General features: G+C 38.6%; 26 protein-coding genes and 1 tRNA gene. 6 read left to right on the top strand and 21 right to left on the bottom strand.

The window, feature by feature from the left end:
* Positions 1 to 11: 11 nt before the first annotated feature.
* From atpA to rplU, 11 genes are all read right to left on the bottom strand, one after another.
* The gene (gene atpA, locus OFO07_RS03000; RefSeq protein WP_270858373.1) at positions 12 to 1,526 is read right to left on the bottom strand and encodes a F0F1 ATP synthase subunit alpha; all 1,515 of its coding nucleotides are present in this window, start codon (positions 1,524 to 1,526) and stop codon (positions 12 to 14) included.
* A 13-nt stretch (positions 1,527 to 1,539) separates the two neighbouring features.
* A complete protein-coding gene (locus tag OFO07_RS02995; protein ID WP_270858374.1) occupies positions 1,540 to 2,070 on the bottom strand; it encodes a F0F1 ATP synthase subunit delta in 531 nt (176 codons plus the stop codon).
* On the bottom strand, positions 2,070 to 2,582 hold the full coding sequence (locus OFO07_RS02990; RefSeq protein WP_270858375.1) for a F0F1 ATP synthase subunit B: 513 nt from the start codon (positions 2,580 to 2,582) through the stop codon (positions 2,070 to 2,072). Before OFO07_RS02990 ends, OFO07_RS02995 begins: the two co-directional genes overlap by 1 nt.
* A 9-nt stretch (positions 2,583 to 2,591) precedes the next feature.
* On the bottom strand, positions 2,592 to 3,014 hold the full coding sequence (locus OFO07_RS02985) for a F0F1 ATP synthase subunit B family protein (RefSeq protein ID WP_270858376.1): 423 nt from the start codon (positions 3,012 to 3,014) through the stop codon (positions 2,592 to 2,594).
* A gap of 71 nt (positions 3,015 to 3,085) precedes the next feature.
* Positions 3,086 to 3,952 carry a ParB/RepB/Spo0J family partition protein gene (locus OFO07_RS02980; RefSeq protein ID WP_270858377.1) on the bottom strand — a complete coding sequence of 289 codons (867 nt, stop codon included), beginning with the start codon at positions 3,950 to 3,952 and terminating at the stop codon, positions 3,086 to 3,088.
* Complete coding sequence (locus OFO07_RS02975; RefSeq protein WP_270858378.1) at positions 3,949 to 4,731, bottom strand: ParA family protein; 783 nt, start codon at positions 4,729 to 4,731, stop codon at positions 3,949 to 3,951. Before OFO07_RS02975 ends, OFO07_RS02980 begins: the two co-directional genes overlap by 4 nt.
* Positions 4,728 to 5,363 (bottom strand): biotin--[acetyl-CoA-carboxylase] ligase, encoded by a 636-nt coding sequence (locus OFO07_RS02970; RefSeq protein WP_270870885.1) that lies wholly within the window; start codon positions 5,361 to 5,363, stop codon positions 4,728 to 4,730. The genes OFO07_RS02975 and OFO07_RS02970 overlap by 4 nt, the downstream gene beginning before the upstream one ends.
* Positions 5,354 to 6,274, bottom strand: coding sequence for a methionyl-tRNA formyltransferase (fmt, locus tag OFO07_RS02965; RefSeq protein ID WP_270870884.1), 921 nt, complete (start codon positions 6,272 to 6,274; stop codon positions 5,354 to 5,356). Before fmt ends, OFO07_RS02970 begins: the two co-directional genes overlap by 10 nt.
* Positions 6,271 to 7,317, bottom strand: coding sequence for a GTPase ObgE (gene obgE / locus OFO07_RS02960; protein ID WP_270870883.1), 1,047 nt, complete (start codon positions 7,315 to 7,317; stop codon positions 6,271 to 6,273). The genes fmt and obgE overlap by 4 nt, the downstream gene beginning before the upstream one ends.
* Positions 7,318 to 7,418: 101 nt before the next feature.
* Positions 7,419 to 7,676, bottom strand: a complete 258-nt coding sequence (gene rpmA, locus OFO07_RS02955) for a 50S ribosomal protein L27 (RefSeq protein WP_270858382.1) — start codon at positions 7,674 to 7,676, stop codon at positions 7,419 to 7,421.
* Between the two features lie 10 nt (positions 7,677 to 7,686).
* Complete coding sequence (gene rplU, locus OFO07_RS02950; RefSeq protein WP_270858383.1) at positions 7,687 to 7,995, bottom strand: 50S ribosomal protein L21; 309 nt, start codon at positions 7,993 to 7,995, stop codon at positions 7,687 to 7,689.
* A 206-nt stretch (positions 7,996 to 8,201) separates the two neighbouring features.
* Here rplU and OFO07_RS02945 point away from each other — a divergent pair, with 206 nt between their 5' ends.
* Positions 8,202 to 8,636, top strand: coding sequence for a hypothetical protein (locus OFO07_RS02945; RefSeq protein ID WP_270858384.1), 435 nt, complete (start codon positions 8,202 to 8,204; stop codon positions 8,634 to 8,636).
* A 91-nt stretch (positions 8,637 to 8,727) separates the two neighbouring features.
* Positions 8,728 to 9,189, top strand: a complete 462-nt coding sequence (locus OFO07_RS02940) for a DUF411 domain-containing protein (RefSeq protein ID WP_270870882.1) — start codon at positions 8,728 to 8,730, stop codon at positions 9,187 to 9,189.
* 446 nt (positions 9,190 to 9,635) lie between these two features.
* Here the strand turns inward: OFO07_RS02940 and OFO07_RS02935 are convergent, their stop codons facing one another.
* From OFO07_RS02935 to rplM, 6 genes are all read right to left on the bottom strand, one after another.
* The gene (locus OFO07_RS02935) at positions 9,636 to 11,072 is read right to left on the bottom strand and encodes a leucine-rich repeat domain-containing protein (RefSeq protein WP_270870881.1); all 1,437 of its coding nucleotides are present in this window, start codon (positions 11,070 to 11,072) and stop codon (positions 9,636 to 9,638) included.
* 92 nt (positions 11,073 to 11,164) lie between these two features.
* Positions 11,165 to 11,238, bottom strand: a tRNA-Gln gene (locus tag OFO07_RS02930).
* 7 nt (positions 11,239 to 11,245) lie between these two features.
* Positions 11,246 to 11,896 (bottom strand): HAD family hydrolase, encoded by a 651-nt coding sequence (locus OFO07_RS02925; RefSeq protein ID WP_270870880.1) that lies wholly within the window; start codon positions 11,894 to 11,896, stop codon positions 11,246 to 11,248.
* A gap of 53 nt (positions 11,897 to 11,949) precedes the next feature.
* Entirely contained in the window at positions 11,950 to 12,954 is a 1,005-nt protein-coding gene (locus OFO07_RS02920; RefSeq protein WP_270868453.1) for an OmpA family protein, read from the bottom strand.
* Between the two features lie 118 nt (positions 12,955 to 13,072).
* On the bottom strand, positions 13,073 to 13,462 hold the full coding sequence (rpsI, locus tag OFO07_RS02915) for a 30S ribosomal protein S9 (RefSeq protein WP_270858389.1): 390 nt from the start codon (positions 13,460 to 13,462) through the stop codon (positions 13,073 to 13,075).
* 2 nt (positions 13,463 to 13,464) lie between these two features.
* A complete protein-coding gene (gene rplM / locus OFO07_RS02910) occupies positions 13,465 to 13,890 on the bottom strand; it encodes a 50S ribosomal protein L13 (protein WP_270858390.1) in 426 nt (141 codons plus the stop codon).
* 269 nt (positions 13,891 to 14,159) lie between these two features.
* On the opposite strand from rplM, the gene OFO07_RS02905 reads away from it, so the two are divergent.
* The 4 genes from OFO07_RS02905 to OFO07_RS02890 all read left to right on the top strand — a co-directional run bounded on the left by OFO07_RS02905 (position 14,160) and on the right by OFO07_RS02890 (position 18,857).
* Positions 14,160 to 15,836: an L-lactate permease gene (locus tag OFO07_RS02905; protein WP_333720483.1), complete on the top strand. Its 1,677-nt coding sequence runs from the start codon at positions 14,160 to 14,162 to the stop codon at positions 15,834 to 15,836.
* Positions 15,837 to 16,082: 246 nt separating this feature from the next.
* Complete coding sequence (locus OFO07_RS02900) at positions 16,083 to 16,820, top strand: (Fe-S)-binding protein (protein WP_270870879.1); 738 nt, start codon at positions 16,083 to 16,085, stop codon at positions 16,818 to 16,820.
* Positions 16,817 to 18,244, top strand: coding sequence for a LutB/LldF family L-lactate oxidation iron-sulfur protein (locus tag OFO07_RS02895; protein WP_270858393.1), 1,428 nt, complete (start codon positions 16,817 to 16,819; stop codon positions 18,242 to 18,244). Before OFO07_RS02900 ends, OFO07_RS02895 begins: the two co-directional genes overlap by 4 nt.
* Positions 18,237 to 18,857: a LutC/YkgG family protein gene (locus tag OFO07_RS02890; protein ID WP_270870878.1), complete on the top strand. Its 621-nt coding sequence runs from the start codon at positions 18,237 to 18,239 to the stop codon at positions 18,855 to 18,857. The genes OFO07_RS02895 and OFO07_RS02890 overlap by 8 nt, the downstream gene beginning before the upstream one ends.
* A gap of 28 nt (positions 18,858 to 18,885) precedes the next feature.
* On the opposite strand, the gene OFO07_RS02885 is transcribed toward OFO07_RS02890, so the two are convergent.
* From OFO07_RS02885 to OFO07_RS02870, 4 genes are read right to left on the bottom strand one after another with little or no spacing between them, the layout of a single operon-like run.
* A complete protein-coding gene (locus tag OFO07_RS02885; RefSeq protein WP_270870877.1) occupies positions 18,886 to 21,807 on the bottom strand; it encodes a RecB-like helicase in 2,922 nt (973 codons plus the stop codon).
* Positions 21,800 to 24,241, bottom strand: coding sequence for a PD-(D/E)XK nuclease family protein (locus tag OFO07_RS02880; RefSeq protein ID WP_270870876.1), 2,442 nt, complete (start codon positions 24,239 to 24,241; stop codon positions 21,800 to 21,802). Before OFO07_RS02880 ends, OFO07_RS02885 begins: the two co-directional genes overlap by 8 nt.
* Positions 24,171 to 24,707, bottom strand: a complete 537-nt coding sequence (locus OFO07_RS02875) for a 4-hydroxy-3-methylbut-2-en-1-yl diphosphate synthase (protein WP_270870875.1) — start codon at positions 24,705 to 24,707, stop codon at positions 24,171 to 24,173. Before OFO07_RS02875 ends, OFO07_RS02880 begins: the two co-directional genes overlap by 71 nt.
* Positions 24,694 to 25,293 (bottom strand): TPM domain-containing protein, encoded by a 600-nt coding sequence (locus OFO07_RS02870; RefSeq protein WP_270870874.1) that lies wholly within the window; start codon positions 25,291 to 25,293, stop codon positions 24,694 to 24,696. Before OFO07_RS02870 ends, OFO07_RS02875 begins: the two co-directional genes overlap by 14 nt.
* Positions 25,294 to 25,340: the final 47 nt, after the last annotated feature.

Below are 25,340 nucleotides of genomic sequence, written 5' to 3'. Positions count from 1 at the left end.
TTTTAGCCTTATTATGCCGAAAATGTCGCTTTAAAGTCATTTAATGCTTTTGCCAAATTTTCTTCTAAATCTTTTTCCAAAGTCTTTTTGGTTCTGATTTGCTCGAAAATTTCAGGGTATTTAGCCTCGATAAATGGATAAAGCTCAGCTTCAAATTTGCCGATTGCGCTTGGTGCGACATCATCTAAATATCCCTTGCTACCTGCAAAAATAATGACGATTTGATTTTCAACTGGAAGCGGGCTATAAGGTGGTTGTTTTAGGATTTCAACCATTCTTTGACCGCGGTCTAGTTGTTTTCTACTGCTTTCGTCCAAATCGCTTGCAAATTGTGCAAACGCTTGAAGTTCGCGGTATTGAGCAAGGTCAAGGCGAAGTGTGCCTGAAACTTTTTTAATCGCTTTGATTTGCGCTGAACCACCAACACGGCTAACTGAGAGGCCAACATTGATCGCAGGGCGGATACCTGAGTTAAATAGACCTGATTCAAGGAAAATTTGACCATCAGTAATCGAAATAACATTTGTAGGGATATATGCTGAAACATCGCCTGCTTGTGTTTCGATAATAGGAAGCGCTGTTAAGCTACCAGCACCTAGCGCATCACTTAGCTTACTAGCTCTTTCAAGTAAGCGAGAGTGTAGATAGAAAACATCGCCCGGATAAGCCTCACGACCTGGTGGTCTTCTTAAAATCAATGACATTTCGCGGTATGCAACAGCGTGTTTGCTTAAATCATCATAAATAATCAAAGCATGGCGTGAGTTATCTCTGAAATACTCGCCCATTGTGCAGCCTGAATATGGGGCTAGGTATTGAAGCGCAGCGGCCTCGCTAGCACCAGCTGAAACTACGATAGTGTATTCCATAGCGCCGTATTCTTCTAGTTTTTTAACGACTTGTGCTACGGTTGATTGTTTTTGACCGATAGCGACATAGATACAAACGACATCTTGACCTTTTTGGTTGATGATAGTATCAACTGCAACGGTTGTTTTACCTGTTTGTCTATCGCCGATGATTAGCTCTCTTTGACCTCTACCGATTGGAACAAGGGCGTCGATCGCTTTAAGACCTGTTTGAAGTGGCTCATGAACTGATTTTCTAGCCATAATGCCTTTTGCTTTTTCTTCAACGAATCTTGTTGTATTTGTATCGATTGGGCCTTTGCCGTCAATCGGCTCGCCAAGGGCATTTACAACGCGTCCTATTAGCGCGTCGCCTACTGGAACACGCAAAAGTTTGCCAAGTCTTTTTGCGCTACTTCCTTCATTGATACCGCTTGTATCGCCCAAAATAACGACACCGACACTGCTTTCTTCCAAATTCAGCGCAATACCGCGAGAGCCGTTTTCAAACTCAACCATTTCATTAGCCATAACATTTTTTAGGCCATAAACATTAGCGACACCGTCAGCAACAGATACAACCTTACCTGTCTCTTCGACATCAACGCTAAGATCAAAGCTTTCAATTCGCTCTTTAATTATGCTACTAATTTCGTCTGCTTTAATTTTCGCACCCACACTTTACTCCTTATTAAATTGCTTTTAAAATATATTCACTCATTTTTTGTTTCAATCTATCGATTGAAAAACTAATCTCAAATCCCAAATCCTCGACCTCGATTTTGATACCCTCGTAGTCGCATTTGACTAGTTCGAGTAAAATTTCGGCGTTAAATTTCTTTGAAATTTTGCCTTGCAAATCTTTGATTTTATCCTCGCTAATATCTTGATTTGAGTAAATTTTGCCGTGGAATTTGTTATCCATAGCAGAGATATTTTTACGCAAATCATCTGTGATTTGAGGAATCAAACCAATTCTTCTGTTTTTGGCAAGAAATTTAATAAAATTTACGATTTTATCGCTTGGATCTTTGATAAAAGAAAGTATTAAATTCACTTTATCAGCGTCTTTGATTGTTGGAGATTTTATAATATCGCCAAATTTTGAAACCTTAAACGCAGATGAGATAGTCTCCAATGTGCCTAAAACAGCGCCTAATTCGTCTTTTTTATAAGTTTTAATCAGTGCGCTTACATATTTTTTCGCCGTATTATCTATCATCACACAGCCTTTTTCTCAATGATATCAAGAAGCTTGTCTTGCTTGAATTCCATAGTATCTTTTGCAAAAACCTCATCTAAGATTTCATTTACGACCTCTTTTTCGATACGGCGCGTTTCGAAATCTTTTTGCTCAGCGAAAGATTTGTTTAAATTTTTAATCTCTTGCTCGCTCATTGCTTTTACTTTATCAGCTGCAAACACAGCCTCTTTTTTAGCAGTTTCGATTAACGATGCGCCTTGGGCTTTTGCCTCTTCTAAATCTTTTTTTGCTTGTTCTTTTTTCTCATTTGATTCTTTTAAAATTCTTTGATTTGTTTCAAGGCGTTTAGCGATACTATCGATTCTGGCTTTGAAAGCGTCTTTTGCAGGGCCTTTTAGAAGGTAATATAAAATGCCGAAAAACAATACGAAATTTATCGTTCTCCATACTATATCGTAGTCTTTGGGGCCGTCATGTCCGCTAGCTAGCGAGATAAGTGGCAAAATAAGGAAAATTAGATATTTTTTCACGCCGACTCCTTAAATTTTTGAAAGTGCAGATTTGATTTCGTCTTTGAAATCAGGGATTTTCGCACTCAAATCACTTTTTAAGCTTGCTTTTTGCTCGTTTAAGCTTTCGCTAAATTTCGCAAAATCGGCCTCTAATTTAGCTTTTTGCTCAGCAATTTCCTTGCTAGCAACCTCTTTTGCGCTATCTACCGCTTCTTGCTTAATTTTACTTGCCTCGACCCTCGCAGCGTCAAGAACCTTTGCTATCTCTGCTTTGTTAGAATCGACATCTTGTGCGTTTTTTCTAGCATTTTCCTCATCTTCTCTAATCGCTTTTTCGCGCGCTTCCATGTGCGCAAGAAGCGGTTTGTAAAGCTTTGTATTTAAAAATGCTATTAGAGCTAAAAACACAATGATTGTCGTCAGCATTGCAGATACACTAATTTCTAGCATTACACCTCCTTGGCTAAATTTTATATAAACTTGGGATACTACAATAATTAAGATTAAAATTTAATATAATTTTAACCTATCTGTTTCATAAAGTCTGAAATTTGTGAAATTTCGCTAAATTCTATGAGAATTTTCTTATCTTTCACGCTGATTTTTCCAAATTTGTTTAATTTTTCTTTCAGCTTCATAAGTTCTGGCTTAAAGGTTTGAAATTCTTTATGGTTGTTTGCAGTTTTGACATTTTCTTTGCTTTTTAGTTTTTTGATCAAATCCTCGGTCTCTCTGACGCTGAGTTTTTGCCCAGTGATTGTATTTAAAACCAAAATTTGCTCATCTTCGCTAAGACCTACGATGACCTTAGCATGGCCTTGGCTGATTTTTTCCGTGCGCAAAGCATCTTGGAGCGGGGCTGATAAATTTAGCAAACGCATGGTGTTTGTGATTTGCGTGCGGGATTTTTTGATGATATCGGCTAACTCTTCTTGCGTGATTTTATACTCTTCGATTAGTTCGCGGTATGATTTGGCTAGCTCGATTGGGTTTAAATTCTCCCTTTGGATATTTTCGATTAGGGCTAGTTCGCGCATGTTTTGCGAACCAAGGTCTGCTACAACGGCTTTGATTTTAGCTAGACCTGCTAGCTTGGTTGCTCTTAGTCTTCTCTCGCCGGCGATTAGGACATAGGCACCATTTTTTTCGATGACTACGATTGGTTGGATAAGGCCGTGTCTAAGGATACTCTCGCTTAGTTCGCGAAGTGCTTCTTCGTTGAAATTTAGCCTTGGTTGATATGGATTTGGCGAAATTTTATCCACATCGATTTCGATGACTAAATTTTCAGATTGTCCATCTTCTAGCTCTTTTGTGTATGCCTTTTCGACATCTTCTAAAATACTGCCTAAACCCCGTCCTAGCACACTTTTTTTGACCTTGCTCATCTTTTCTCCATTACTGCTTTTGCTAAATCCTGATACGCTAGCGAACCAGCCGATTTTTTATCATATAAAATTACCGGTTTGCCAAAGCTTGGGCTTTCGGCGAGTTTTACATTGCGTGGGATTACGACAAGGTTTTTATCCTTGCCGATGTAAAATAGCTTTTCGCCAAAATACTCTTGCAAATTCGCCACAGTTTCCTTGGCAAGGTTGTTTTGCGCAGAATACATTGTCGGCAAAAAGCCCCTGATTTGCAAATTTTTATTTATGGTTTGTTTGACGATTTTTATGGTATTTAGCACGAGTGCGACACCCTCTAATGCGTAAAATTCGCACTGAATCGGGATTATCACGCTATTGCTAGCTGCTAGGGCATTTACCGTGATACTGCCAAGCGTAGGCGGCGAATCAATAATGATATAATCATATATATCTTTTATCTCTTCGATTTTGTTTTTTAGGATTAGTTTGAAATCAGCCTCGTCAGCACTTTCGCGCTCGATACCCACCAAACCGATATTTGAAGGGGCTAGATCCATATACTCCATTTGTGTTTTTTGTATGACTTCGGAGAGTTTTTTGCGACCAGTTAAGACATGGTAGATATTAAACTCAAAATCGCTTCTATTAAAGCCAAGCCCAGTCGTGGCGTTTGCCTGAGGATCGACATCGATTAGAAGCACTCGCTTTTTTTTCATCGCAAGCGACGCGCTTAAATTTATCGCTGTGGTTGTCTTGCCTACACCGCCTTTTTGGTTTGCAATCGTTATTATCTCGCTCATCTTAAACTATAAATCCTCTTTTTATTTATTATTATCGCCCCGTCGTCGCAAAGCCTCGCTTGCGAGAGTGGGACCTTTTCGCCCTCGATATGAGCGCAAAAATTTTGAGACAGGCGAAATTGTAACGAAAATTTACTAAAAATTTGCTTCCACGAGATTTTATTTTTGTATAAATTTAAAAACCCCTCCACAGCGTCTTTTGGAGTGATTTCTATGTCTAATATACCCGCAAATTCGGGCGCGCTAACTAGGTTTATACCTATGCCACAAACTAGGGTGTTTTTGATTTTGTTAGTCAAAATTCCGCCAATTTTGCGATCATTTATGTAAAAATCATTTGGCCATTTGAGCCAAATTTCAGAACCGCACGAAGCGAGAAATTCTCTCATTATCATCGCAAAATAAATGCTGCTTGATTGCAGTGGCACGCCCTGGGGCAAATCGCTAATCTCCACGCAAAACGAAAACGCCAAATTTCCGCTTGCACTCTCCCAGCTATTTCCGCGCGAGCCCAGACCGCTACTTTGCGCCTGCGCCACTAAACAAAAAGGCGCAGTGGCGCTTCCGTTTTTCAATCTTTCGATTAATTCGCTTTGCGTCGAGGGCAAAATCCCAGCAAATTCTATCTGCATAAAAACTCACCCACGCCCAGTCGTTTGCCATTTATAAAATCACTCGCACTTATGGGCTTTTTGCTTGGTTCTTGCAAAGCTGTGATTTTAATCGCGCCTCTTTTGCAAGAAAGGCAAAATCCGTCTTTTTGGATACTTAAAATTTGGCCAAATTTATCAAATTCTCTCTCTTTGAAATCCTGCGCTAACTCTAAATTTAAAATTTTAAGCCCCGAGGCAGTGTAAATTCCAGGCCACGGAGTTAGAGCGCGAAATTTGTTATAAATCTCGCTTGCACTCTCACTAAAATCCACAAGGCCGTCGGATTTAAGGATTTTTTTGCAATGCGAAGCAAGGGCGGAATTTTGTTTAATCGGCGAAATTTGGGTGAAATTTTGCAAAACTTTGACAATCAGCCCCGCCGCTAACTCGCCAAGCTCGCTAAAAAGCTCACTAGCCATTTTGCCCTCGCACGAAGTGCGGGCAAAATCCAGCATATCGCCAGTATCCAACCCCTCGTCCATGAGCATTGCCGTTACGCCAGTTTGCGCCTCTCCCGCTAAAATCGCGCTTTGGATAGGGCTAGCGCCACGAAATTTTGGCAAAATAGAAGCGTGCAAATTTATACACGGCGCAATTTCTAAAATCCCTTTTGGCAAAATTTGACCATACGCTGCCACGACGATAAAATCGGGTGCAAGCTCCCTGATAATGCGCTCATTATCACCCTCGCGCAATCTATTTGGCTGAAAAATCGGCACGCTTTTTAAATTTTCCTGCGCCCAGATTTTCACGCTTGGCGGGGTTAAAATTTGTTTTCTACCCACAGGGCGATCTGGCTGACAAAATATCCCCACAATCTCAAATTTAGCCGCCAATGCCCTTAAAATCGTCGTCGCATACTCTGGCGTGCCCATAAAAACTATTTTCATTTTTCCTCTTTTTTCACAAGTTTAAATAGCTCAAATTTTAGCTCGTTTATACCTGCGCCCACAACGCTTGAAATCCCCATAACAAAGGCTGGTTTGCTCTCATCGAGCTTGCCAAACATTTCGTAATCTTGCCTTTTTTCAAAACCAAATTCGCGCAAAAATTCATCGCATTTTTCCTCAAAATTTTCGCATGCGTCAAATTTCGTAAGCGCAATCGCAAAGGCGCGCTTTGCGAGATCTGGCGAGAATTTTTCAAGCTCGGCGCGAAGTGCGCGGTATTGCTCGCCTAGGCTTCGATAATTTGCAAGATCAAGCATAAAAAGCAAAATTTTAGTGCGCTCGATATGGCGCAAAAATTTTAGCCCAAGCCCCTTGCCGTCGCTCGCCCCCTCGATGATACCAGGGATATCAGCGATGACGAAATTGCTAAACTCATCTACGCTAACCATGCCAAGCTTTGGCGTGATTGTAGTGAATTCGTAGTTTGCGATTTCGGGTTTGGCGTTTGAAACAACAGAGATTAGAGTGGATTTGCCGACATTTGGGAAGCCCACAAGTCCTACATCTGCGATGAGTTTTAGCTCTAATCGCACATTTTTTGCCTCGCCAGGAAGCCCTGGTTGAGCGTATTCAGGGCGCTGATTTACGGAGTTTTTGAAATGCACATTTCCAAGGCCCCCTTTGCCACCCTTTAAAAACAGCTCCGTTTGCCCATCAATCGTCAAATCAAGCAAAAGCTCGCCACTATCATCGTCATACACCGCCGTTCCAGGTGGCACTATGAGATATAGATCTTCGCCACTTTTGCCGGTTTTTTTGCGACCCTCGCCAGGCGCGCCATTTTGGGCTTTGAAAGCGCGTTTGCCTTTGTAAAATGAGAGAGTGTGAGAGTTTTTATCTACTTTAAAAAATACATCGCCGCCTGCTCCGCCGTCTCCGCCGTCAGGTCCGCCTAAAATGACAAATTTTTCGCGTCTGAAACTTACGCACCCTGCTCCGCCCTTGCCGGAAGTTACACTAAATTTTACACTATCTATAAACATAACAATCCTTAAATTTAAAAACGGCAATTATAGCCAAATCGGTTAAAAATACTTTTTAAAGTGGAAATTTTAAGAAGAAAAGGGGCGAAAAGCCCCTAAAATTACGCAACAGGATAAACTGATACTTGTTTGCGATTTTTGTCTTTGCGCTCGAATTTTACTACGCCGTCGATTAGAGCGAAGATTGTGTGATCGTTGCCAAGACCTACATTGCTACCTGGGTGAGTTGCAGTGCCTCTTTGGCGGATGATGATATTGCCAGCTCTAACAAACTCGCCACCAAATTTTTTCACACCTAAGCGGCGTCCGATACTATCACGGTTATTTTGGGTTGAACCTTGACCTTTTTTGTGTGCCATTAGCTATCCTTTATGCGTTGATTGCGACAACTTTGACGCGAGTGTATTGGCGTCTGAAACCGCGTTTTAATTTTGAGTCTTTTCTTCTGCGTTTTTTGTAGATTACGACTTTTTTGTCTTTACCCTCTGTAACGACCTCTAAAACCACCTTTGCACCCTTAACAAATGGCGCACCTACCTTTAACTCGCCGTCATTTAGCGCTAAAACTTCGCTAAGTTCGACTTTACTTTTTGGCTCTGCTGCAAAATGATCTAGATTTAGGTAGTTTCCCTCTTCTACTCTATATTGCTTGCCGCCGTGTTTGATGATTGCATACATCAAAGCTCCTTAAAAATTTGGTAGCCAAAAGGGCATTTGCATTGCAAAATTTAATAGCCCGATTTGGTAATAAACTTGGGATTTTATCTTAAATTTCATAAATTCCTACTGAAACGCATAATAAAATTTAAGATATTTGCAGTTTTAATTTTAAACTAAACATAAATGTGATACTATCAGCGTGAATTTATTTTAGGAGAATTTAGATGAAAAAATTAGCTGCGATAATCCTTTTATCCGCTATTTTCACAGGCTGTTCTAACTGGAATATAGCCAACCAACCAACCGGCGCACGCACTCAAAGCGCTTCTCAAACCACTGCCCCAGCAAATGAGCCAAGCATAAGTGGCGTGACAGACAAAGTCCAAGAGGTCTCAAACGACACCGTAGAAATGGTCGAAGAGAACCTACCAGATGCAAGCACAACCGATGCCGTAGTCAATAAAAGCGATGCTTTTCATATCAACCAAGTAATTTCAGCGTGGAATAAACAGCCAGATTCTATCCGCACTACCGCAAACAACGGCAATATCTACACTTGGAAAAACTACAAACCAGGTTGCGATGTCTCTTTGACTAGCGATTCTGAGGGTTATGTCCCTAAATCTGCGATCTCATCAGCAATCTCAAAATGCTTATAATCCACCTTCCTTGCCAAATTTGGCAAGGAATTTTTAAAATTTAATCTTTTGTCATATAATCGCCACAATTTTTGTAATCAAAGGATTTATAATGAATAAAATTTTACTCTCCACAGCGCTTTTCGGCGTATTTTGCGCGAATTTGCACGCTGGTAATTTCATCGAAATTTATCAGGGCTTAACCTGCGAGTGCTGCCACAAATGGTCGGCTTATCTGCGCGAAAATGGCTTTGAGACCAAACACATCTACCTAGACGATGAAGCTTTTATCCAAAAAAAATACGACGAAAAAGTCCCATTGGAGCTTGCTAGCTGCCACACTGCGCTGATTGATGGCTATGTCGTCGAAGGCCATGTCCCAGCAGGCGAAATCCGCATAATCCTAAATCAAAAACCAAGCGATATTGTAGGAATCGCAGTTCCTGCCATGCCATTAGAAAGCCCAGGCATGGAAGTTGGCGCCGAGCCTGAGATTTACGATGTCATCGCAATCAAAAAAGACGGCACCACAAAGGTCGTCGCCACATACAAAGGCAAGGAAAAAATCAAATAAAATTTGGCGAAATTTAAGGCAAAAATTTACTCAATCTATCTTTGCAAAGAAATGCGAAGCATTTCAGTTAAATAAAATTAGCTAAATTTAAAGCGAAGCTTTAAATTTAGCCACCTTGTAAAGCGTCGTCGGGGGTTGGGGGATTGTAAGGGGGAAGGGGCGCGACCTCGCAATTCAAGCCCCCTTCCCCCTTACGAGAAAAGCACGGTGCAATCTAAAATTTAAAAAATCGTTCAATGCTAAATTTAGGTTGAATTTTGCTTTAAATTTTTCTGGATTGCTTCGAAAACTTCGTTTTCTCGCAATGACAAATCAGACAAATTCGAGGCAGTGTTTGCGAAAATATAAAATTTAGCAAAATTTGGCGAACGCAAATTCGCCAAATTTCAAGGTTACAAGAAGTTTTGATTGAATTTGTATATGAGAAATAAATCACAGAAATTGATTTATTTCTCAATAATCCTTAAATTCGGCATTTTTGATAAAATTTCTTGGTTTTTAATCGGTGTGTTTTTGAAATACAGCTGTTCTAAATTTTTTAAATTTTCAAAACCGCTTGGAAATTCGGTTATTTTGGTGTTATTTATACCTAGTTCTCTTAAATTTTCTAAATTCCCAAATCTGCTTGGAAGTTCGTTAATCCCCGTATTTGAAATCCATAATTCATCTAATTTTTTTAAATTTGCCATGCTTTGCGGTAGTTTGGTTATATTCGTATCATATATAAGCAAGGTTTCTAAGCTTTCTAAATCGCCCAAATTTTCTGGCAACTGCGATAGTTTTTTGTTGCCGTCAATCCAAAGCTCTTTTAGATTTTTTAAATTTGCGATTTTTGGTGAGATTGTTTCCAAATCCCCGTTCGTGCAATAAAGCTCTTCTAAATCCATTAAATTTTCTATCTCATCGGGTAGGGCAGTAACGTTTCCGCTTCTAATCGTTAAGCATTTTAAATTTTTTAATTTCAAAATTTCGCTCAAATTTTCCATATTTATTTTTCCGATTTTCAATACTTCCAAACTTTGAAGATTTGCAAAATTCGACGGGAAATTTTCAAAACTTAAATCTAGTAATTTTAGGCTTTTTGAATTTAAAATTTCATCTGGAAAGTCCTTTATAGTTAAATTCATCAAGTCCAATACTTCCAAATTTTGCAAATTTGCAAGTTCTTTTGGCAGTGAATTTAGATTGTCGCAGTTGTAGCAGCGAAGCTCTTTTAAATTTACAAGATTTTCGATTTGCGGTGGTATCTCAGAAATCGCTGTTTGCGAAATGTCTAGTTCTTCTAAATTTTTTAAATTTGATATGTGTTCTCCTAATCTTTCTAGCTTAGAAGTTCGCAAAGATAGGCGTTTTAGATTTGGAATTTTGCTTATGGTTTCAGGGATTTCTTTTATGTAAGTTTTACCGAAATTTAGCCTTTCAAGCTTGGTTAAATTTATCACGCAAGGTGGCAGGTCGGTAATACCTGTGCCTTCTACATCGATTTCTTCTAAATTTTCAAGCATGCAAATTTCGCTTGGAAGTTCTTTTATATCATCTTGTCTAACGGCAGAGCTAACCATAAAATTGGCGTGTTTTGAAAGTTTGATTTCTCTAAAAATGCCAAGATTGTCATAATAATCTTTTGTAGTTTTTATGCTTAAATCTTTCGTAGCTTCGTCAAATTCGGCAAAAGTTATTTCCTTATTGTCGAGTTTTTGTCTAAATTTATCCATTTTAGCGACATTGTAAGCAGTGCGATAATATGCAAGTTTAAATAAATTTTGCATTTGCTCGTTTGTTTTACTATCAAGTTCTGGCGAATTTATCAACTCTTTATCGCTTTGATTGGCATTTAGAAAAATTTGTCCTATTATACATAGCGTCAAAATTATTTTTTTCATAAAATCTCCGAATTTAAAAAATTTAATAAGATAGATTATAGCAAAAAAGTGAATTTTTAGTTTTTTGTGAATTTTGAAAAAATTTAAAATTTTGGATGGGCTAATAGGGGTCGAACCTATATTCACGAATCCAGAGTTCGTTGTCCTGCCATTAGACGATAGCCCAAGGGGAATTATAAATTTTGTTTGATTAAACTCACTGCCGCATAAGCGTTTTCGCAGACAAACTCGCAGTGCTTTCTAAGCTGCGCCTCATCGCCATACCCACACATTACACCCACGCTACGCACTCCGGCGTTGCTCGCTGCTAGTGCGTCGAGCTTCGTATCGCCCACCATAAAAACGCTTTTATCCACAGGTAAGCCTAATCCCTTCATCGCGTTTATGATAGGTTCGGCGTGCGGTTTGACATGCTCTACATCTTCTCTGCCGATTATCACGCTGAAAAACTCGCCAACGCCAAGTTTGTCTAGCAAGAGTTTAGAGAATTTCGATGTTTTCGTGGTAACCACGCCTAAATTTGCAAATTTAGCACCAAATTCCACAGCTTCGTAAGCACTCTGCAAAAGCGTGGTTTGATCTAGATAAATTTTGACATATTTCTCTTTATAGAGCCTTACATATTCGCTCGTATCGCCCACTACGCCAAGTCCAGCAAAAATTTCATCGAGTGGATAGCCGATTAGTTTTTTTATTGCTTCATCATCTGGGCAAGCCTCGCCCATTTTAGAAAAAGCATAAGCAAAACCCTCCAAAATCGCAGAGGTCGAATCTATCAAAGTCCCGTCTAAATCAAATAAAATTGTAGTGTTAAATTTCTGCATTTTTGTAAATAAAAAAAGCGGAGCCTAAGCCCCGCTTAAAATTTTTAGAAAGATTATTTTCTAAATTTAGCATCAACGCGTCTGTTTTGAGCGCGGCCTTCTTTTGTAGCGTTTGTAGCGATTGGTTGAGACTCGCCATAGCCTACGCTAGAAATTCTAGCAGCATCAACGCCGAAGTTTTGCAATGCGCCAGCAACAGCAGCTGCTCTTCTCTCAGATAGTTTTTGGTTGTAAGCGTCTGAACCAGTGCTATCTGTGTGGCCTTCTAGGATTACGCTGTAATCTGAGTGCTCATTTAGGTAGTCGCTTACATTTTTGATTTCGCTCATGTATTCGTCTGAAATTTTTGAGCTATCAGTAGCAAAATTTACGCCTAGGTTTAGTCTGATTACTTTTTCGCAGCCGTATTCATCTACAACTACACCAGCAGCTGTGCCTGGGCATCTATCCATATCATCGCATACGCCGTCATTGTCTGAATCTACGCAGCCAGTTGCAGCAGCGTCAGCGAATCTTTTACCGAAATCAACAGCGAAGCCAAGTGTGTAGAATAGAACATGGTTGCCGTCTTCGAATCTGATAGCGTCTCTTGCTTCAAGTTTTGTAGCAAAGTTTCTTGTGATGTAGTATTTCATACCTAGACCATATTGCCAGAAACCGCTGTCTTGGTCGCCGTCATTATATACATCTTTGCTATAATCCATATAACCAACACCAGTTAAGCCATATAGTTTGAAGTTGTCAGTGAAATTTACTAAATCTTTTACCAAATTGATGTGGTAGTATTTAGCGTTTGGCTCTTTGCCACCATTTCTGTGAGCAAGATCCTCTAAACCGATATCGCGAGAATAGTCAAAACCTAACTCGATTTGATCGATAAATGAATCTTGAAGGTTTTTAGCTAGGCGAAGACCTGCCATGAAATTTGAATCCAAATCCATGTTACCTTCGTGAGTCATACCACCGATTGTAGGAGTAATCTCCCAGTGATAATCCGCATCTGTTGCAAGTAGTGCACTTGATGCACACAAGCTTAGTGCAAGTAAAACTTTTTTCATTAAACATCCTTTCGAAATGAATTTAAAACTTTTAATTATAGTAAATCTTTTTTTAAAATTTTTTAAAATTTTCCAATTAAGTTTAAAAAAACCTTGAAAAATAACAGCCAAAACCCTATTATCTTTTTGAGAATTGCGGGCTTCTGCGCGCTTTTCTGCGACCAAATTTCTTTCTTTCGACTGAGCGAGAATCGCGAGTTAAAAGACCTTTTGGTTTTAGAGCCGCTCTGAAATCCTTATCCATAGCTGCTAGTGCGCGTGAAATACCGTGGCGCAACGCCTCTGCCTGAGCTGAATAGCCACCGCCTAGTGTTTGAGCAGTGATATCCATAGATGTCTCTTGTTTTGTAACTAAAAGCGGTTGAATAACCTTTAATTTAATAGCCTCGTGACCGCCAAGCCAAGTATTTAGGTCCATACCATTTACAACCATTTTACCGCTACCTGGTTTTAACCATACCTTAGCTACGGCTGTTTTTCTTTTGCCTGTTGCGTAAATTGTTGCCATAATTATTTTCCTTTACTTGTTGTTTGCGCTGTATGTGGGTGCTCGCTACCCTCATAAACGAAAAGCTTTTTAATCATTGCTTTACCTAGTTTTGTTTTAGGAAGCATACCGCGAACTGCAAGTTTGTATAATTTAGCAGGATTGTTTTTCAACATATCCTCAAATTTAACGCTTTTTAGACTTCCAAAATACCCTGAATAGCTGTGATATAGCTTATCCTCGCCTTTGTTTGCACCTGTAAAAACTGCTTTTGAAGCATTTACGATAATGACATAATCGCCACAATCAACATTTGGTGTGTAGCATGGTTTGTGTTTGCCGCGCAATAAAACTGCGACTTCGGTTAGCATTCTACCGAATCTTTTGTCAGTTGCATCAATAACAACCCAGTCGCGTTTGACTTCGCTAGGCTTTGTAATTTCTGTCATGATTTCCGCCTTCTTAAAAATTTTGAAAAATGGGATTTTACATAAATAACCTTATAAAAAACTGAATTTAAGTAAAATTTAAAGAATTTAAGTTTTTTTGGGGCAAAATTTTGGAAATTTTGATACCTTAAATACATTTTCTTTAAAATTTTTTTAAAAAATAATTAAAGTATTCTTTTTTATTTATTATTTATTTATTTTTGTATAGACTTTCAATTTAAGAATTATCAAAAGATAATCTAAATTTATCTTGCAAAGGAGATCTAACGATGCATACCTTGCTAGCCTTTTTACCTATTGTCGTCATTTTGGTTATGATGATAGGGTTTAAACTTAGTTCTAAGCTCTCGCTTAGTGTTGCCATGTTTTTAGCGATTGGTATAGCTCTGTCTGCGTTTAGTGTAAATGCTGATGGCACCAGCGTTTTGGCGTATGTGCTTTTGGGCTTTATGAAGGCGTTTGATATCTTAGTCATCATTTTTGGTGCTATTTTGATATTAAACACTATGAAATACTCAGGCGCTATGCAATCAATCAACAACGGCTTTACCAAAATTTCAACCGACCGCCGTGTTCAAGTATTGATTATCGGTTGGGCGTTTGGTGCATTTATTGAGGGTGCGGCTGGTTTTGGAACACCTGCTGCTTTGGCTGCTCCACTTCTAGTAGGTCTTGGCTTTCCTGCTCTTAGTGCAGCTCTTGCATGTCTTGTGCTAAACAGCTCGCCTGTTAGCTACGGTGCGGTTGGAACTCCAACATTTGGTGTTAAAACTACCGTTCAAAGTCTTGTAGAAGGAAGTGGCGGAAACATAGATTCATATATCACTACCGTTAGCACAAATACTGCTATCATCCACTCAGTAGGCGCTATTTTTATTCCTTTTATCGTTGTTATGATAATGGTAAAACTATTCGGTAAAAACAGAAGCTTCAAAGACGCTCTTCCTGCATTGCCATTTGCTATGCTTGCCTCAGTTAGCTTCATCGTTCCTTATTTGATAGGCGCAAAATTCTTGGGTATTGAGTTACCATCACTTCTTGCTGGTCTTATATCTCTTGGTATCCTTATCGCATCTGCAAAAGCTGGATTTATGACTCCAAAAGAGAACTGGGATTTCGTTCCTCGCGCACAATGGCAAGAATTTTGGATAGGTTCAACTCAGGCTTCTGAAAATGCACCTAAACAAGAAGAGAGTAGCAAAAAAGAGATGCCATTGTTTATGGCTTGGTTACCATACATCCTTATTTCATTTATACTAGTTGTTACTCGTATTCCTGCAATCGGATTAAAACCAATTCTACAAAGCTGGAAAATAAATCTATTTACTGCTCCTGATAACTTGATGTTTGGTGTCCCTGGCACTGCATATAGCTTCAACTACGGCTATTTACCAGGTATTATTCCATTTATTTTGGTTGCTATCCTTACTATATTCTTGCACAGAATGAGTGGCAATGATGTAAAAGAGGCTTGGAGCAAAACTTTCAAACAAGTTGCAGCAGCGGCAATTCCACTAGCAGCTGGTTTGGCTTTGGTTCAAATCATGTTAAATGTCGGCACAACAGTTGATGGAACTAACTACTCTATGATTAAACTTATGGCGAAATTCTTTGCTGATATTTCAGGTCAAGCTTATGTTGCTGTTGCGCCACTAGTTGGTATTCTTGGAGCATTTTTCTCTGGTTCAAATACCGTATCAAATATGCTCTTCTCAGGTCTTCAATACGAAACAGCTACGCTTGTTGGCTTAAAAACCGAAGTTATTGTTGCACTCCAAAATGTTGGTGGTGCTATCGGTAACATGGTTTGTATCAACAATATCGTTGCTGTGTGTGCGACTGTTGGCTTGCTAGGTAAGGGTGAGGCTAGATGTCTTACTTACAATATAGCCCCAGCAGTATTTTATGCAATAATAGCCGTTATAATCGGTGTGATATTGCTATAAATTTTATGAGTGAAATTCTATCTTTGCGGATAGAATTTCACTATTTTTTATCCTGTTTTTGCGCTTAAATTTTAAAATTTTCAAATTTTTCTTTTTTTAAACTTAAAAAATATTGTAATAAAAAAATTACATTTCATTTTAATTATAATTTAATGTTATTTTAATCCAAATTTAATACAAAATATTCCAAAAGCGTGATAAAATAACTAGTTTAAATTTAAATTTATTCGAGAAAGGAGAATAAAGGTGAATAAGGTTTATTTTTTTGCAACCTGTCTTGGCAACGCGGTTTTTACCGATACCGCTTTAAATGCAGTTAAGCTTTTAAGAAGAGAGGGTGTAGAGGTTATTTTCAAAAAAGATCAAACTTGCTGTGGCCAACCAAGCTACAATACAGGTTATTTCGAAGACACTAAAAAAATAGCCCTACACAATATCAATCTTTTTAGCGAAAATTATCCTGTTATCGTTCCATCTGGTTCGTGTGCTGGCATGATGAAGCACGATTATGTCGAGCTTTTCAAAGGCACAGAATACGAAGGAAAAGTCAAAGAATTTAGTTCTAGGGTTTATGATTTGTGCGAGTATTTAGACAAGGTTTTGCATGTCAAATACGAAGACAAAGGCGAAAAAGTAAAAATCACTTGGCACTCGAACTGCCACGCTTTGCGCGTCCAAAAATCAATCCAAAACGCTAAAAATTTGCTAGCTCAATTCAAAAATGTAGAATTAATCGAGCTTGAAAGAGAAGAGGAATGTTGCGGATTTGGCGGAACTTTCGCTGTAAAAGAGCCTGAAATTTCTAACGCTATGGTTCAACAAAAGATTAAATTCATAGAAGAAAGCGGAGCTGATTATATCGTTTCAGGTGATGGCGGCTGTTTGATGAATATCGCAGGAACTATGGAAAAAAATGGTTCAAGAGTAAAAGGTATTCATCTATATGATTTCATAATCAAAAGAATTGAAGGAGCAGCGCTATGATGAATCATGAAAATCTAGTAAATCAAAAGCTTGCTGACAAACAACTAAGAGCAAACCTTGATTCTGCTATGCACACTCTTCAAGGTAACAGAAATAGACTTAGCACTACAAAATTTAAAAATTTTGATGAGTTAAGAAGCAGAGCAAGAACCGTTAAAAATAACTCTCTTGCGACACTTGATGAAAGACTACTCGAATTTGAAGCAAATGCTACAAAAAACGGCATGAAAGTGCATTGGGCAGTAAATGGCGAGGAAGCAAACGAGATAATTTATCGAATTATAAAATCTCACAACGGAGATAAAGTTCTAAAACAAAAAACAATGGCTAGTGAAGAAATTCACCTAAACCACTATTTAGAAGAAAGAGGCATCAAAGCCCAAGAAACCGACCTTGGTGAGTTGATTATCCAATTAATCCAAGATCCGCCTGTTCATATCGTCGTCCCTGCGATTCACAAAAACCGCAATGAAGTCGGTAAAATTTTCCAAGAGCGCTTAGGTGCGCCATTAGAGAGCGAACCTGAAAAACTAAATGCAATCGCTAGAAACCACCTAAGAAACGAATTTAGAACGATGAAAATCGGAATTTCAGGCGCAAATTTTGGTATTAGCAAGGCAGGAGCCATTTGGTTGCTAGAAAACGAAGGTAACGGTAGAATGTGTACCACAGCCCCTGATGTGCATATCGTAATCTGTGGTATAGAAAAAGTTTTAGAGACATTTGAAGATGTGGTAAGCGCTCACTCGCCTGTTACTCCATCAGCCGTAGGTGCGCCTATTACTTGCTATAACAACATCATCACAGGCCCTAGAAAAGAGGGCGAGTTAGACGGTCCAAAAGAAGTCCATGTTGTCTTACTAGATAACGGTAGAACCGATATGCTAACAAATGAAGAATACTTCGAAGCTCTAAGATGCGTTAGATGCGGTGCTTGTATGAACTACTGCCCTGTTTATGAGAAAATCGGCGGTCACACATACCACGCTGTATATCCAGGACCAATCGGCGAAGTAATCAGCCCACAAATTTTTGGTATGGAAAAAAATGCAGATATTCTTAATTTCTGCTCACTTTGTGGTAGATGTAGCGAAGTTTGCCCTGTTAAAATTCCGTTAGCAGAGACAATCAGAAAGCTAAGAAGCAATAAAGTCGGTGAAGGTAAGAAAAAAGCAAAAGGCTCTGATTTGCTAGAACACAGCAAAATCGAAGCAATGGGATTTGCTGGATTTAGAACAGTTGCTACAAATGGATTTATGTGGAGAACTGGAATTTCCATAGCTTCTAAATTCTCAAATTTCGTAGTTAAAAAGGCAGATTCAATCCCTGTGGTAAAACTATGGACAAGACATCGCTCAGCACCTGTCTTAAAAGGAAATCTACACGCAGATATCCAAAAAATCGAAGGAGTAATCTATGAGTAGCAAAGAGACAATTTTAGCTAAAATTAGGTCAAACAGAGTAGCTAAAAGAACAGAAATCGAACCACTAGATATAACTAAATTTGTCGAAAACGAAGGCGATAAATATGAAAACTTTAAGACAAATTTGACAAATAATAAAGCCATTGTTCATGAGACAGACGAAAAAGGACTTCAAGCGCTAGTAGAAGAGATCGTCAAAACAGTCGGCGCAAAAACAGTTATGTTTGGTTCAGATTTGCCAATCAAAACAGACAAATTGCAAGCAGAAAAATTGCCGTTTGACAAACCAGTAAATGAGATAAGAGAAGCGCTTTTTGATGCGGATACTTCGATTATTCAAGCAAAACTTGGCGTTTCAAACTTTGGCGTATGCTGCGTAGTTAGCTCAAAAGCACAACCAAGACTTCTTAGCTTGCTTCCGACAAACTGCATTATTTTGCTTAGAAAAAATGCCCTTGTAGAAAGCTTAGATAAAGCCTTAGCAGAGGTTACAAAAGATGAGTTGCCTACAAATATCAACTTTATCATGGGACCATCTCGCACCGCAGATATCGAGCTTATCACAGTTCTTGGCGTGCATGGACCACGAAATGTCCATGTAGTGCTATACTAAAATTTAACTCCCATTTTGGGAGTTAAATTTATTCTTTTACCTCTTCGATTTTTACAGAATTTTCTAAAACCACGATAAATGTGCGAACACTCAAATTTGGATTTTTGCTTGATAGGATTAAATCTTTTTTGTATGATTTAATCTGTTTTTTGTTTTTTTCTAAAAAATATGGAGAGCTTTTGTAGTCAAAAAGCAAAACCTCATCATCTCTAACGCACATCAAATCCACCCTAGAAACTCCGCCATTTTCCCGTTTTATCGAAATTTCTTTGTAAATTTCGCACCCTGATATGTATGATAAAAACTCCTCATTAGCGCACAAGCTTTCGACCTTTTGCCTAATCTCATCAAAATCGCTCGAATCCAAATATTTCGCATAGCGATTTTTTGCCAAATTTAGCGCACTCTCCAAGCTAGAAATCTCAAAATCATCGAGCATTTCAAGCGTGTAGTGCAGCGCCTCGCCCTTATAAACCTTGCTAAATTCCGCCACGACAGCCCTATCGCTGGCTCTTTCATACTCTGTGATATTTTGTTTCGCGACTGGTTGTAGATTTATCTTTTTTGGTTTTTGCACTAACGCTGGCGTAACGCTACTTGGTATGATGTAGCCATACTCAAAATCCTCGATAACTAAAAATTTCTTATCAACTTTATTCGAAGTATAAGGCGTAAAATAGCTAGGGTTGTTTCCGTTTAAAACACCGCCTTTTTTTACGATTATCAGCGATTTTTCGGCTCTTGTAAAGCCCACATATAGCTTGTTGAAAACCTCAGCTCGTTCCAAATTTTCGCTATCTTTTTTAAATTTTGCATACTCTGCATCGTAAATTTCTCTATTTGTCATGCGGTATTTTATGCGCCACTGCCCGTCGTAGCCTAGCATAAATTTATCCCTATCACCGCCTCCTTTGCTAAGTAAATCGCACAAAATCACATGCGCAAATTCTAGCCCCTTTGACTTATGCACGGTCATAATCTTGACCCCACTAAGCTCCTTGGCATAGGCGTCGCTGTTATCATCTGCGAAAAGATACTGCGCGAAGCTATCATACTTTTGCAAAATTTCAAAAAATATGAGTAAATTTTCATCACCAAAATTTAGCCCTAAATTTTCAGCGATTGTCTTAGCTACGCTCACAGGCTCATCACTTAGCGAAACTGGGCTAAATTCTGGCTTGTCGCTTAAATTTAAAAGCGATTTTATATTTAAAGCGCGAATTTCATCTTTGCTAATTAGATACTTCGCATACTCGCTAATCGCCTTAACTTGGGGCGTAGCAATTAGTTTTTTCGTAGCGCCAGTCGAAGATGGAATATTTTTTAGCGACAAAAGCTCTTGTATCTTTGCTACATCTTTATTTGTCCAGCACAAAATCGCTATGTCGCTAGGGCTTACGCTATGCTCTTTAATCAAGCGTATAGCCTCGCTTACAGCGCCCTCGCAAACATCTTCGTATGTCTTAGCGCAAATATAGCCAAAATCGTCGTCATCTGGCGTAAAAAACGATAAATTTTTATTTTCTTTTGGGAATTTTAAAATTTTATCTAAAACCTCTGCACTAAATTTGCTCTCATTAAATTTATTTGCTTCTTGCGGTTTGTAATCGTATTTTTCGCCCGTTTCTTCATTTGCCACCAAATCCCCAAAAATCGCATTTACAAATCGAACCAAAAGCTTTAAACTGCGATAATTTTTTGGCATAGTTTCCAAAACTATTTGATTATGTCTATCTTTGAGCGAATCGAAAAGCTCCTTTTTTGCCCCGCGAAATTTATAAATACTTTGCTTTTTATCGCCCACATAAAAAAGGCTTCCTAGCCCACTTTGACCGAGCCCTGCGACGATTTCATCAATCAAAGGAAGCATGATTTCATACTGCAAAACGCTGGTGTCTTGAAACTCATCGATTAAAAGGTGCTTGATTTTCGAATCGAGCCTAAAATAGAGCAAATCATTGTGCTCTCCAATCTCGCCAGTTTTGCAAAACAGCTCATGCACGCCCACGCTAACATCAGAAAATGTCATCTTAGCGCTTTTTTTGCTAAGTTCTTTTTTGTTTTGTGAGTAGAAATTTAGAAATTTTGCCAAAGATGAAATTTGATAATTTTCAAATTTTATCGCATATTCAAGCATTGCGCGCTTTAAATTTGCAAATTCATCATCTAAATCAGGCGAAAAAGCCTTAGCAAAAGTTCTGTAATCTAAACTTGGTTTATCAAACCACGATCTGCCACTTAATTCGCTAATATTGTTAGTTTGCGTCATAAAGTTTAGTTGTTTATCGCTCGCTTTATTGCGCACTAAAATTTCGTGCATACGGGCTAAAATTTCATTGATTTCGTCTAAATTCGGGGCTTTGCTTTGGCTAATATCTGCGCTTATTCCATTTTCCCACAGCTCGCTAATGCCCTCAAAAAACGCTTGTTTGTTTAAATTTGCATCGTTTATGTATCCATACATTTTGCCCGATAATTCATCGTTTTTGAAAGCTTCTTTGATAAAAGCGTCATTTTGGGCTTTTAGTATATTATCGTCGTTTTGAAAATTTGGATTAATCCCCGCATTTAGGGCGAACGCGCGCAGTATTTTGCCAAAAAACGCATCAAAGGTCGAAATATTCAAAGCGCAATCCATAAATTTCGCCAAATGCTCATCTCTAAGGCGCAAAATTTCCTCTTTTTCCTTGCTCAAAAGCACGCAAAGCGCGTCAAGCTCAGCCTCTTTTTGTGGAGTGTGAAGCAGCGAAAATGTATCGATTATACGCACCTTCATCTCAGCGGCCGCTTTTTTAGTAAAGGTCAAGGCCAAAATTTCATTTATATTCTCGCCCAAAAGCACGAGCCCTACGAACCTAACCGCCAAAGAAAATGTCTTTCCGCTACCTGCGCTAGCTTCAAGCGCTAGATATCTTGCGTCCTTGCCTTCATTTGTCTTCATCTTAATCATTGATTTCGCCTTTACAGATTATTTTATACGCGCAATATTTGCATGCACCGCTCTTGCTCGCGCGCTCAAAGCTGATTTCGCTTTCGCAAAGCGCTCTGATTTCTTCAAATTTTTCAGATAAAATTTCAAATGCGCTTTTTGTGGCATCATCTTTTTCGTTTTCATCGAAAACGAATTTTTTATCCCTTAGCGAGAGATACGCAGCCTCCATTTCATCATCACCCAAAAGGGCTTTGTAGAATTTTAGCTGCATTGATTTGGCGTTGTAATCGCCTCTTTTGTAATCAATGATAAATCTATCGCCACTTTCGTTTGTGTCTATGCGATCGATTTTTCCGTTAATTGTGGCAAATTCGTTAAATTTAACGCCGTCAAAATTCGCCTCACTTTGCGCAAAATTCCACTTTTGTTCATGTTCAACTATGGTTTTAGCCAAAAATTTAACCCTGCATAAATCATAATAAATGCTGTAAAAATCGGCATTTTTTTTCATAGCCTTTTTAAGGTAAATTTCCTCAAATTTTGCATAGTCAAATTTAGGGTATTTAGCGTAATACTCCTCAAATGCCTCATGCAAGATATTTCCCATAGAAGCGTTATCCTCGCCAAATTTCAGCCCCTCTTTGATATTTAAAATATATGAGTAATAATACTTTCTTTTGCATGTGCTAAATGTATCAAATCTAGCGTGCGAAACAGGCTGAGCAAAAAAATCATGCTTCATATTTGGCGTAAAATCGCTAAATTCCGGCTTTTCATAGATTTTGCCATTAAAAATGCGCAAATAATCTTGCATACTAAACTCGTCCATATCTTCTTGCGTGTTAAAATTTTTCAAAAACCTAGACGGCGATTTTTCCGCTGTATCATGGTAGCAAATCGCCACTTTTTTCGCGCCAAAAATCAAACAAGAGTAATAAAACCTCTGCAAATCCTCCCTGTCTTTGTGGCTAATTAGCCCAGCCTTGGCCCGAAGAGTGCTGTTTAAAAACATCTCGCCCTCGCTTCGCTTTGGCACAAAATCATCGTTGAAATCAGGGATTATCACAGCCTCAAAGTTTGCACCACGACTCTCCAAAAGCCCCATTACAGTGACCTTTCCGCCATTAATATCATCGAGTTTGACATTTTTTAGCTCGCCAAGGAAAAGATCAATCAAATTTGATAGCGTAAGGTTTTCGCCAAATTTTTCGTTTAGAATTTTGATTAAAAATTTTGGCGATTTTAGCTTGTTTGCTAGGGCATCGTTTTTGGTTTTGACTGCGCGCAAAAGCTCATTTATACAAGCATCAAAAACCTCAAATTCTACGCTTTTGTTGAAATTTTCTCTAAATTTATCAAAAATTTCTTCACTAATCCCAGCCTCTTTAAAAAACAAATCATACTCATTTGGCAAATCCCGCGGCGTATCTTTGCCTAAATTTAGATATTGTGGGTTGAAATTTGGTCTTATGTTTTCTTTAATGCACTCTGAAATTTTAGCCAAACTCACACCAAATAGGCTATCTCTGACACTTTCACCCATGGCGAAATTCAGCATTGGAGCGTTTTTGTTAATTTTTTCGTCCAAAGCTTTAAGGGTTTTAGCAAATTTCTCATCAGGCAAAATCACTGCGATTTTTTCCGGATTAATTCCAAGACTAATAAATTTTGAAATTTTCTCAAAAATATAGCAAGCCTGCAAAGCCCTAAGCTCAAATCCTTTTAGCACGATTTCGCTATTTTGTGGGATTGGCGCAGTGTAAGGCTCTAAAATTTTATTCTCGCTTAAATTTAGCTTGTAGCTAAATCCGCTCTCAAAGTTAAGCCCGCAAAGCTCGCTAATACTACGGAGCGTTTTTTGATTAAATTTACTTGCCTTAAAATTTAGATAAATTTGCGTAACCTGCGAAGCTCGCTTTAAAATCTCAAACTCAAATTTACTCGGATTTCCGTCGATATCAATCTCAATGCTATCAAATCTTTTGAGATAATTTTCGTTTAATTCATAAATTTGCGGAAGCGTGATTTCATCGTAGCTTTTAGCGTTTTGCAAAAAATTTTGGTAATTTTGCAAAAGCTCTTTTAAGATTTCGAAATGTTCGCTGTATTGCGCGTAAGTATCGCTAAAATCGAGAGTTTGCAGGCTCACCTTTTCGCTAGCAAGCTCTTTGAAAAATTTAAACAGATAATCTTTGTGTTGCATAAATTCGAAAAATTCGCTTGGGAAATGGAGTTTTTCGTTTGCATTTTTGGTATTTTTGACGGCCTCTTGCATAAAAAGTGTGCGCTCGATCTGTCCGCACTCATCAAAGCCATTTACAAAAACCGCCTTTTTGTAAAATTCGCTTAAACTCTCAGCGAAAACTATTCCGCACTCTGCCCTATTTACGGCCTCCTTCAAGGATCTGTAAGTCGTAAATACCCGAAGTTGTTTTGGTTGCGTTGAATTCAAATTTGTAAAATCCTGTATCTATGGAATCTGAAATTTTTGCCATTACCTGCCACCTGCCAAGCTTTTCGATACTAAAATTTTCGCTTCGTAACACACCATCTAAAAACTGCGTATTAAGCCTTTTATCATAAGTCGTGCTATCTGGTCTAGTAAGTAAAATTTCGGCTGAGATTTTATCAAATTTGGCATTATTTTTCGCTTTTATCGGCAAATTTAGGCTAAATTTTTCTGTATTTTGCGGATTTGAAATTTCAAAATTTACCTCATATTTTTTTTCGAAATTTTGCTGTTTTAGCTGGATCTCATTGTAATTCTCATCGACTTTTTGGTATTTATCGAAGTAAAAATTATCGCTATGCACCGGATAATCTAGCGAGAAAATTATCGTCGCTACGCACGCTGCGATGATTGCTACTATGCTAAATGCGATACCATAGGGCCACAGAGTTTTTTTATTTTGCGCCATTTTTTCTGCCTTTTTTGTATAGATATGAGCCTAGCGCGAAAATCAGCGTCGCGTAAAAAATATAGCGCAAGAAATTTATGAAATTGTTGTTTGTATTGCCGATAGAATTCTCCAACCCAACCCCCTTTGAAGCGGCGATTTGGTCGCAAATCTCGGCATATCCGTTTAAAAGCGCAGCGTTATAAACGCCAATTTTTTGGGTTTGGTTTAGATCTTTTTTTTGCGAAGCGATGATTGGGATTATTCGGCCACGGCTTCCTACGCTTAAAATTTGCTCTCTATCAAAAAGCGCTAACGCCTCAGGCGAGCCGTAAATTTCGACCTTATGCTCAGCCTCAGCAAAGACTAAAAGCGCATAAGGCGAGCTTAAATTTGAGGCGAAATTTAGGGCATAATTTTCTAAACTTGCGCCACCAAGGCTCTTCGTGGCTAGGACATAGACACCCACGCCGGTTTTATCCTGCGTTTCAGCGCCTAGAATTTCGATTTTTTCTGCAAGCATAGGCGTGATAATCTCGCCCATGTTTAAAACAAATTTTGCCTGCGCTAAAATGCACAGGCAAAAAATCGCAAAAATTGCTCTCATTAACCGATAAATAGGATATTTCTAGTCAAAACAGAGGCAGCAGTTGC

The organism is Campylobacter sp. JMF_06 NA1, from assembly GCF_027737785.1.
Taxonomy (GTDB): Bacteria; Campylobacterota; Campylobacteria; order Campylobacterales; family Campylobacteraceae; genus Campylobacter_B.
This window is presented reverse-complemented; position numbering and strand designations above follow the sequence as displayed.

Coding starts and splice junctions, on each gene's coding strand:
- OFO07_RS02920 (WP_270868453.1), bottom strand. CDS start 12,954: ATGAAAAAAGTTTTACTTGCACTAAGCTTGTGTGCATCAAGTGCACTA.
- obgE (WP_270870883.1), bottom strand. CDS start 7,317: ATGTTTATAGATAGTGTAAAATTTAGTGTAACTTCCGGCAAGGGCGGA.
- OFO07_RS02935 (WP_270870881.1), bottom strand. CDS start 11,072: ATGAAAAAAATAATTTTGACGCTATGTATAATAGGACAAATTTTTCTA.
- OFO07_RS02970 (WP_270870885.1), bottom strand. CDS start 5,363: ATGCAGATAGAATTTGCTGGGATTTTGCCCTCGACGCAAAGCGAATTA.
- OFO07_RS02985 (WP_270858376.1), bottom strand. CDS start 3,014: ATGCTAGAAATTAGTGTATCTGCAATGCTGACGACAATCATTGTGTTT.
- rplU (WP_270858383.1), bottom strand. CDS start 7,995: ATGTATGCAATCATCAAACACGGCGGCAAGCAATATAGAGTAGAAGAG.
- fmt (WP_270870884.1), bottom strand. CDS start 6,274: ATGAAAATAGTTTTTATGGGCACGCCAGAGTATGCGACGACGATTTTA.
- OFO07_RS02885 (WP_270870877.1), bottom strand. CDS start 21,807: ATGATTAAGATGAAGACAAATGAAGGCAAGGACGCAAGATATCTAGCG.
- OFO07_RS02875 (WP_270870875.1), bottom strand. CDS start 24,707: ATGGCGCAAAATAAAAAAACTCTGTGGCCCTATGGTATCGCATTTAGC.
- rpsI (WP_270858389.1), bottom strand. CDS start 13,462: ATGGCAACAATTTACGCAACAGGCAAAAGAAAAACAGCCGTAGCTAAG.
- rpmA (WP_270858382.1), bottom strand. CDS start 7,676: ATGGCACACAAAAAAGGTCAAGGTTCAACCCAAAATAACCGTGATAGT.
- OFO07_RS02925 (WP_270870880.1), bottom strand. CDS start 11,896: ATGCAGAAATTTAACACTACAATTTTATTTGATTTAGACGGGACTTTG.
- OFO07_RS02905 (WP_333720483.1), top strand. CDS start 14,160: ATGCATACCTTGCTAGCCTTTTTACCTATTGTCGTCATTTTGGTTATG.
- OFO07_RS02945 (WP_270858384.1), top strand. CDS start 8,202: ATGAAAAAATTAGCTGCGATAATCCTTTTATCCGCTATTTTCACAGGC.
- OFO07_RS02980 (WP_270858377.1), bottom strand. CDS start 3,952: ATGAGCAAGGTCAAAAAAAGTGTGCTAGGACGGGGTTTAGGCAGTATT.
- OFO07_RS02975 (WP_270858378.1), bottom strand. CDS start 4,731: ATGAGCGAGATAATAACGATTGCAAACCAAAAAGGCGGTGTAGGCAAG.
- OFO07_RS02890 (WP_270870878.1), top strand. CDS start 18,237: ATGAGTAGCAAAGAGACAATTTTAGCTAAAATTAGGTCAAACAGAGTA.
- OFO07_RS02870 (WP_270870874.1), bottom strand. CDS start 25,293: ATGAGAGCAATTTTTGCGATTTTTTGCCTGTGCATTTTAGCGCAGGCA.
- rplM (WP_270858390.1), bottom strand. CDS start 13,890: ATGACAGAAATTACAAAGCCTAGCGAAGTCAAACGCGACTGGGTTGTT.
- OFO07_RS02940 (WP_270870882.1), top strand. CDS start 8,728: ATGAATAAAATTTTACTCTCCACAGCGCTTTTCGGCGTATTTTGCGCG.
- OFO07_RS02895 (WP_270858393.1), top strand. CDS start 16,817: ATGATGAATCATGAAAATCTAGTAAATCAAAAGCTTGCTGACAAACAA.
- OFO07_RS02995 (WP_270858374.1), bottom strand. CDS start 2,070: ATGATAGATAATACGGCGAAAAAATATGTAAGCGCACTGATTAAAACT.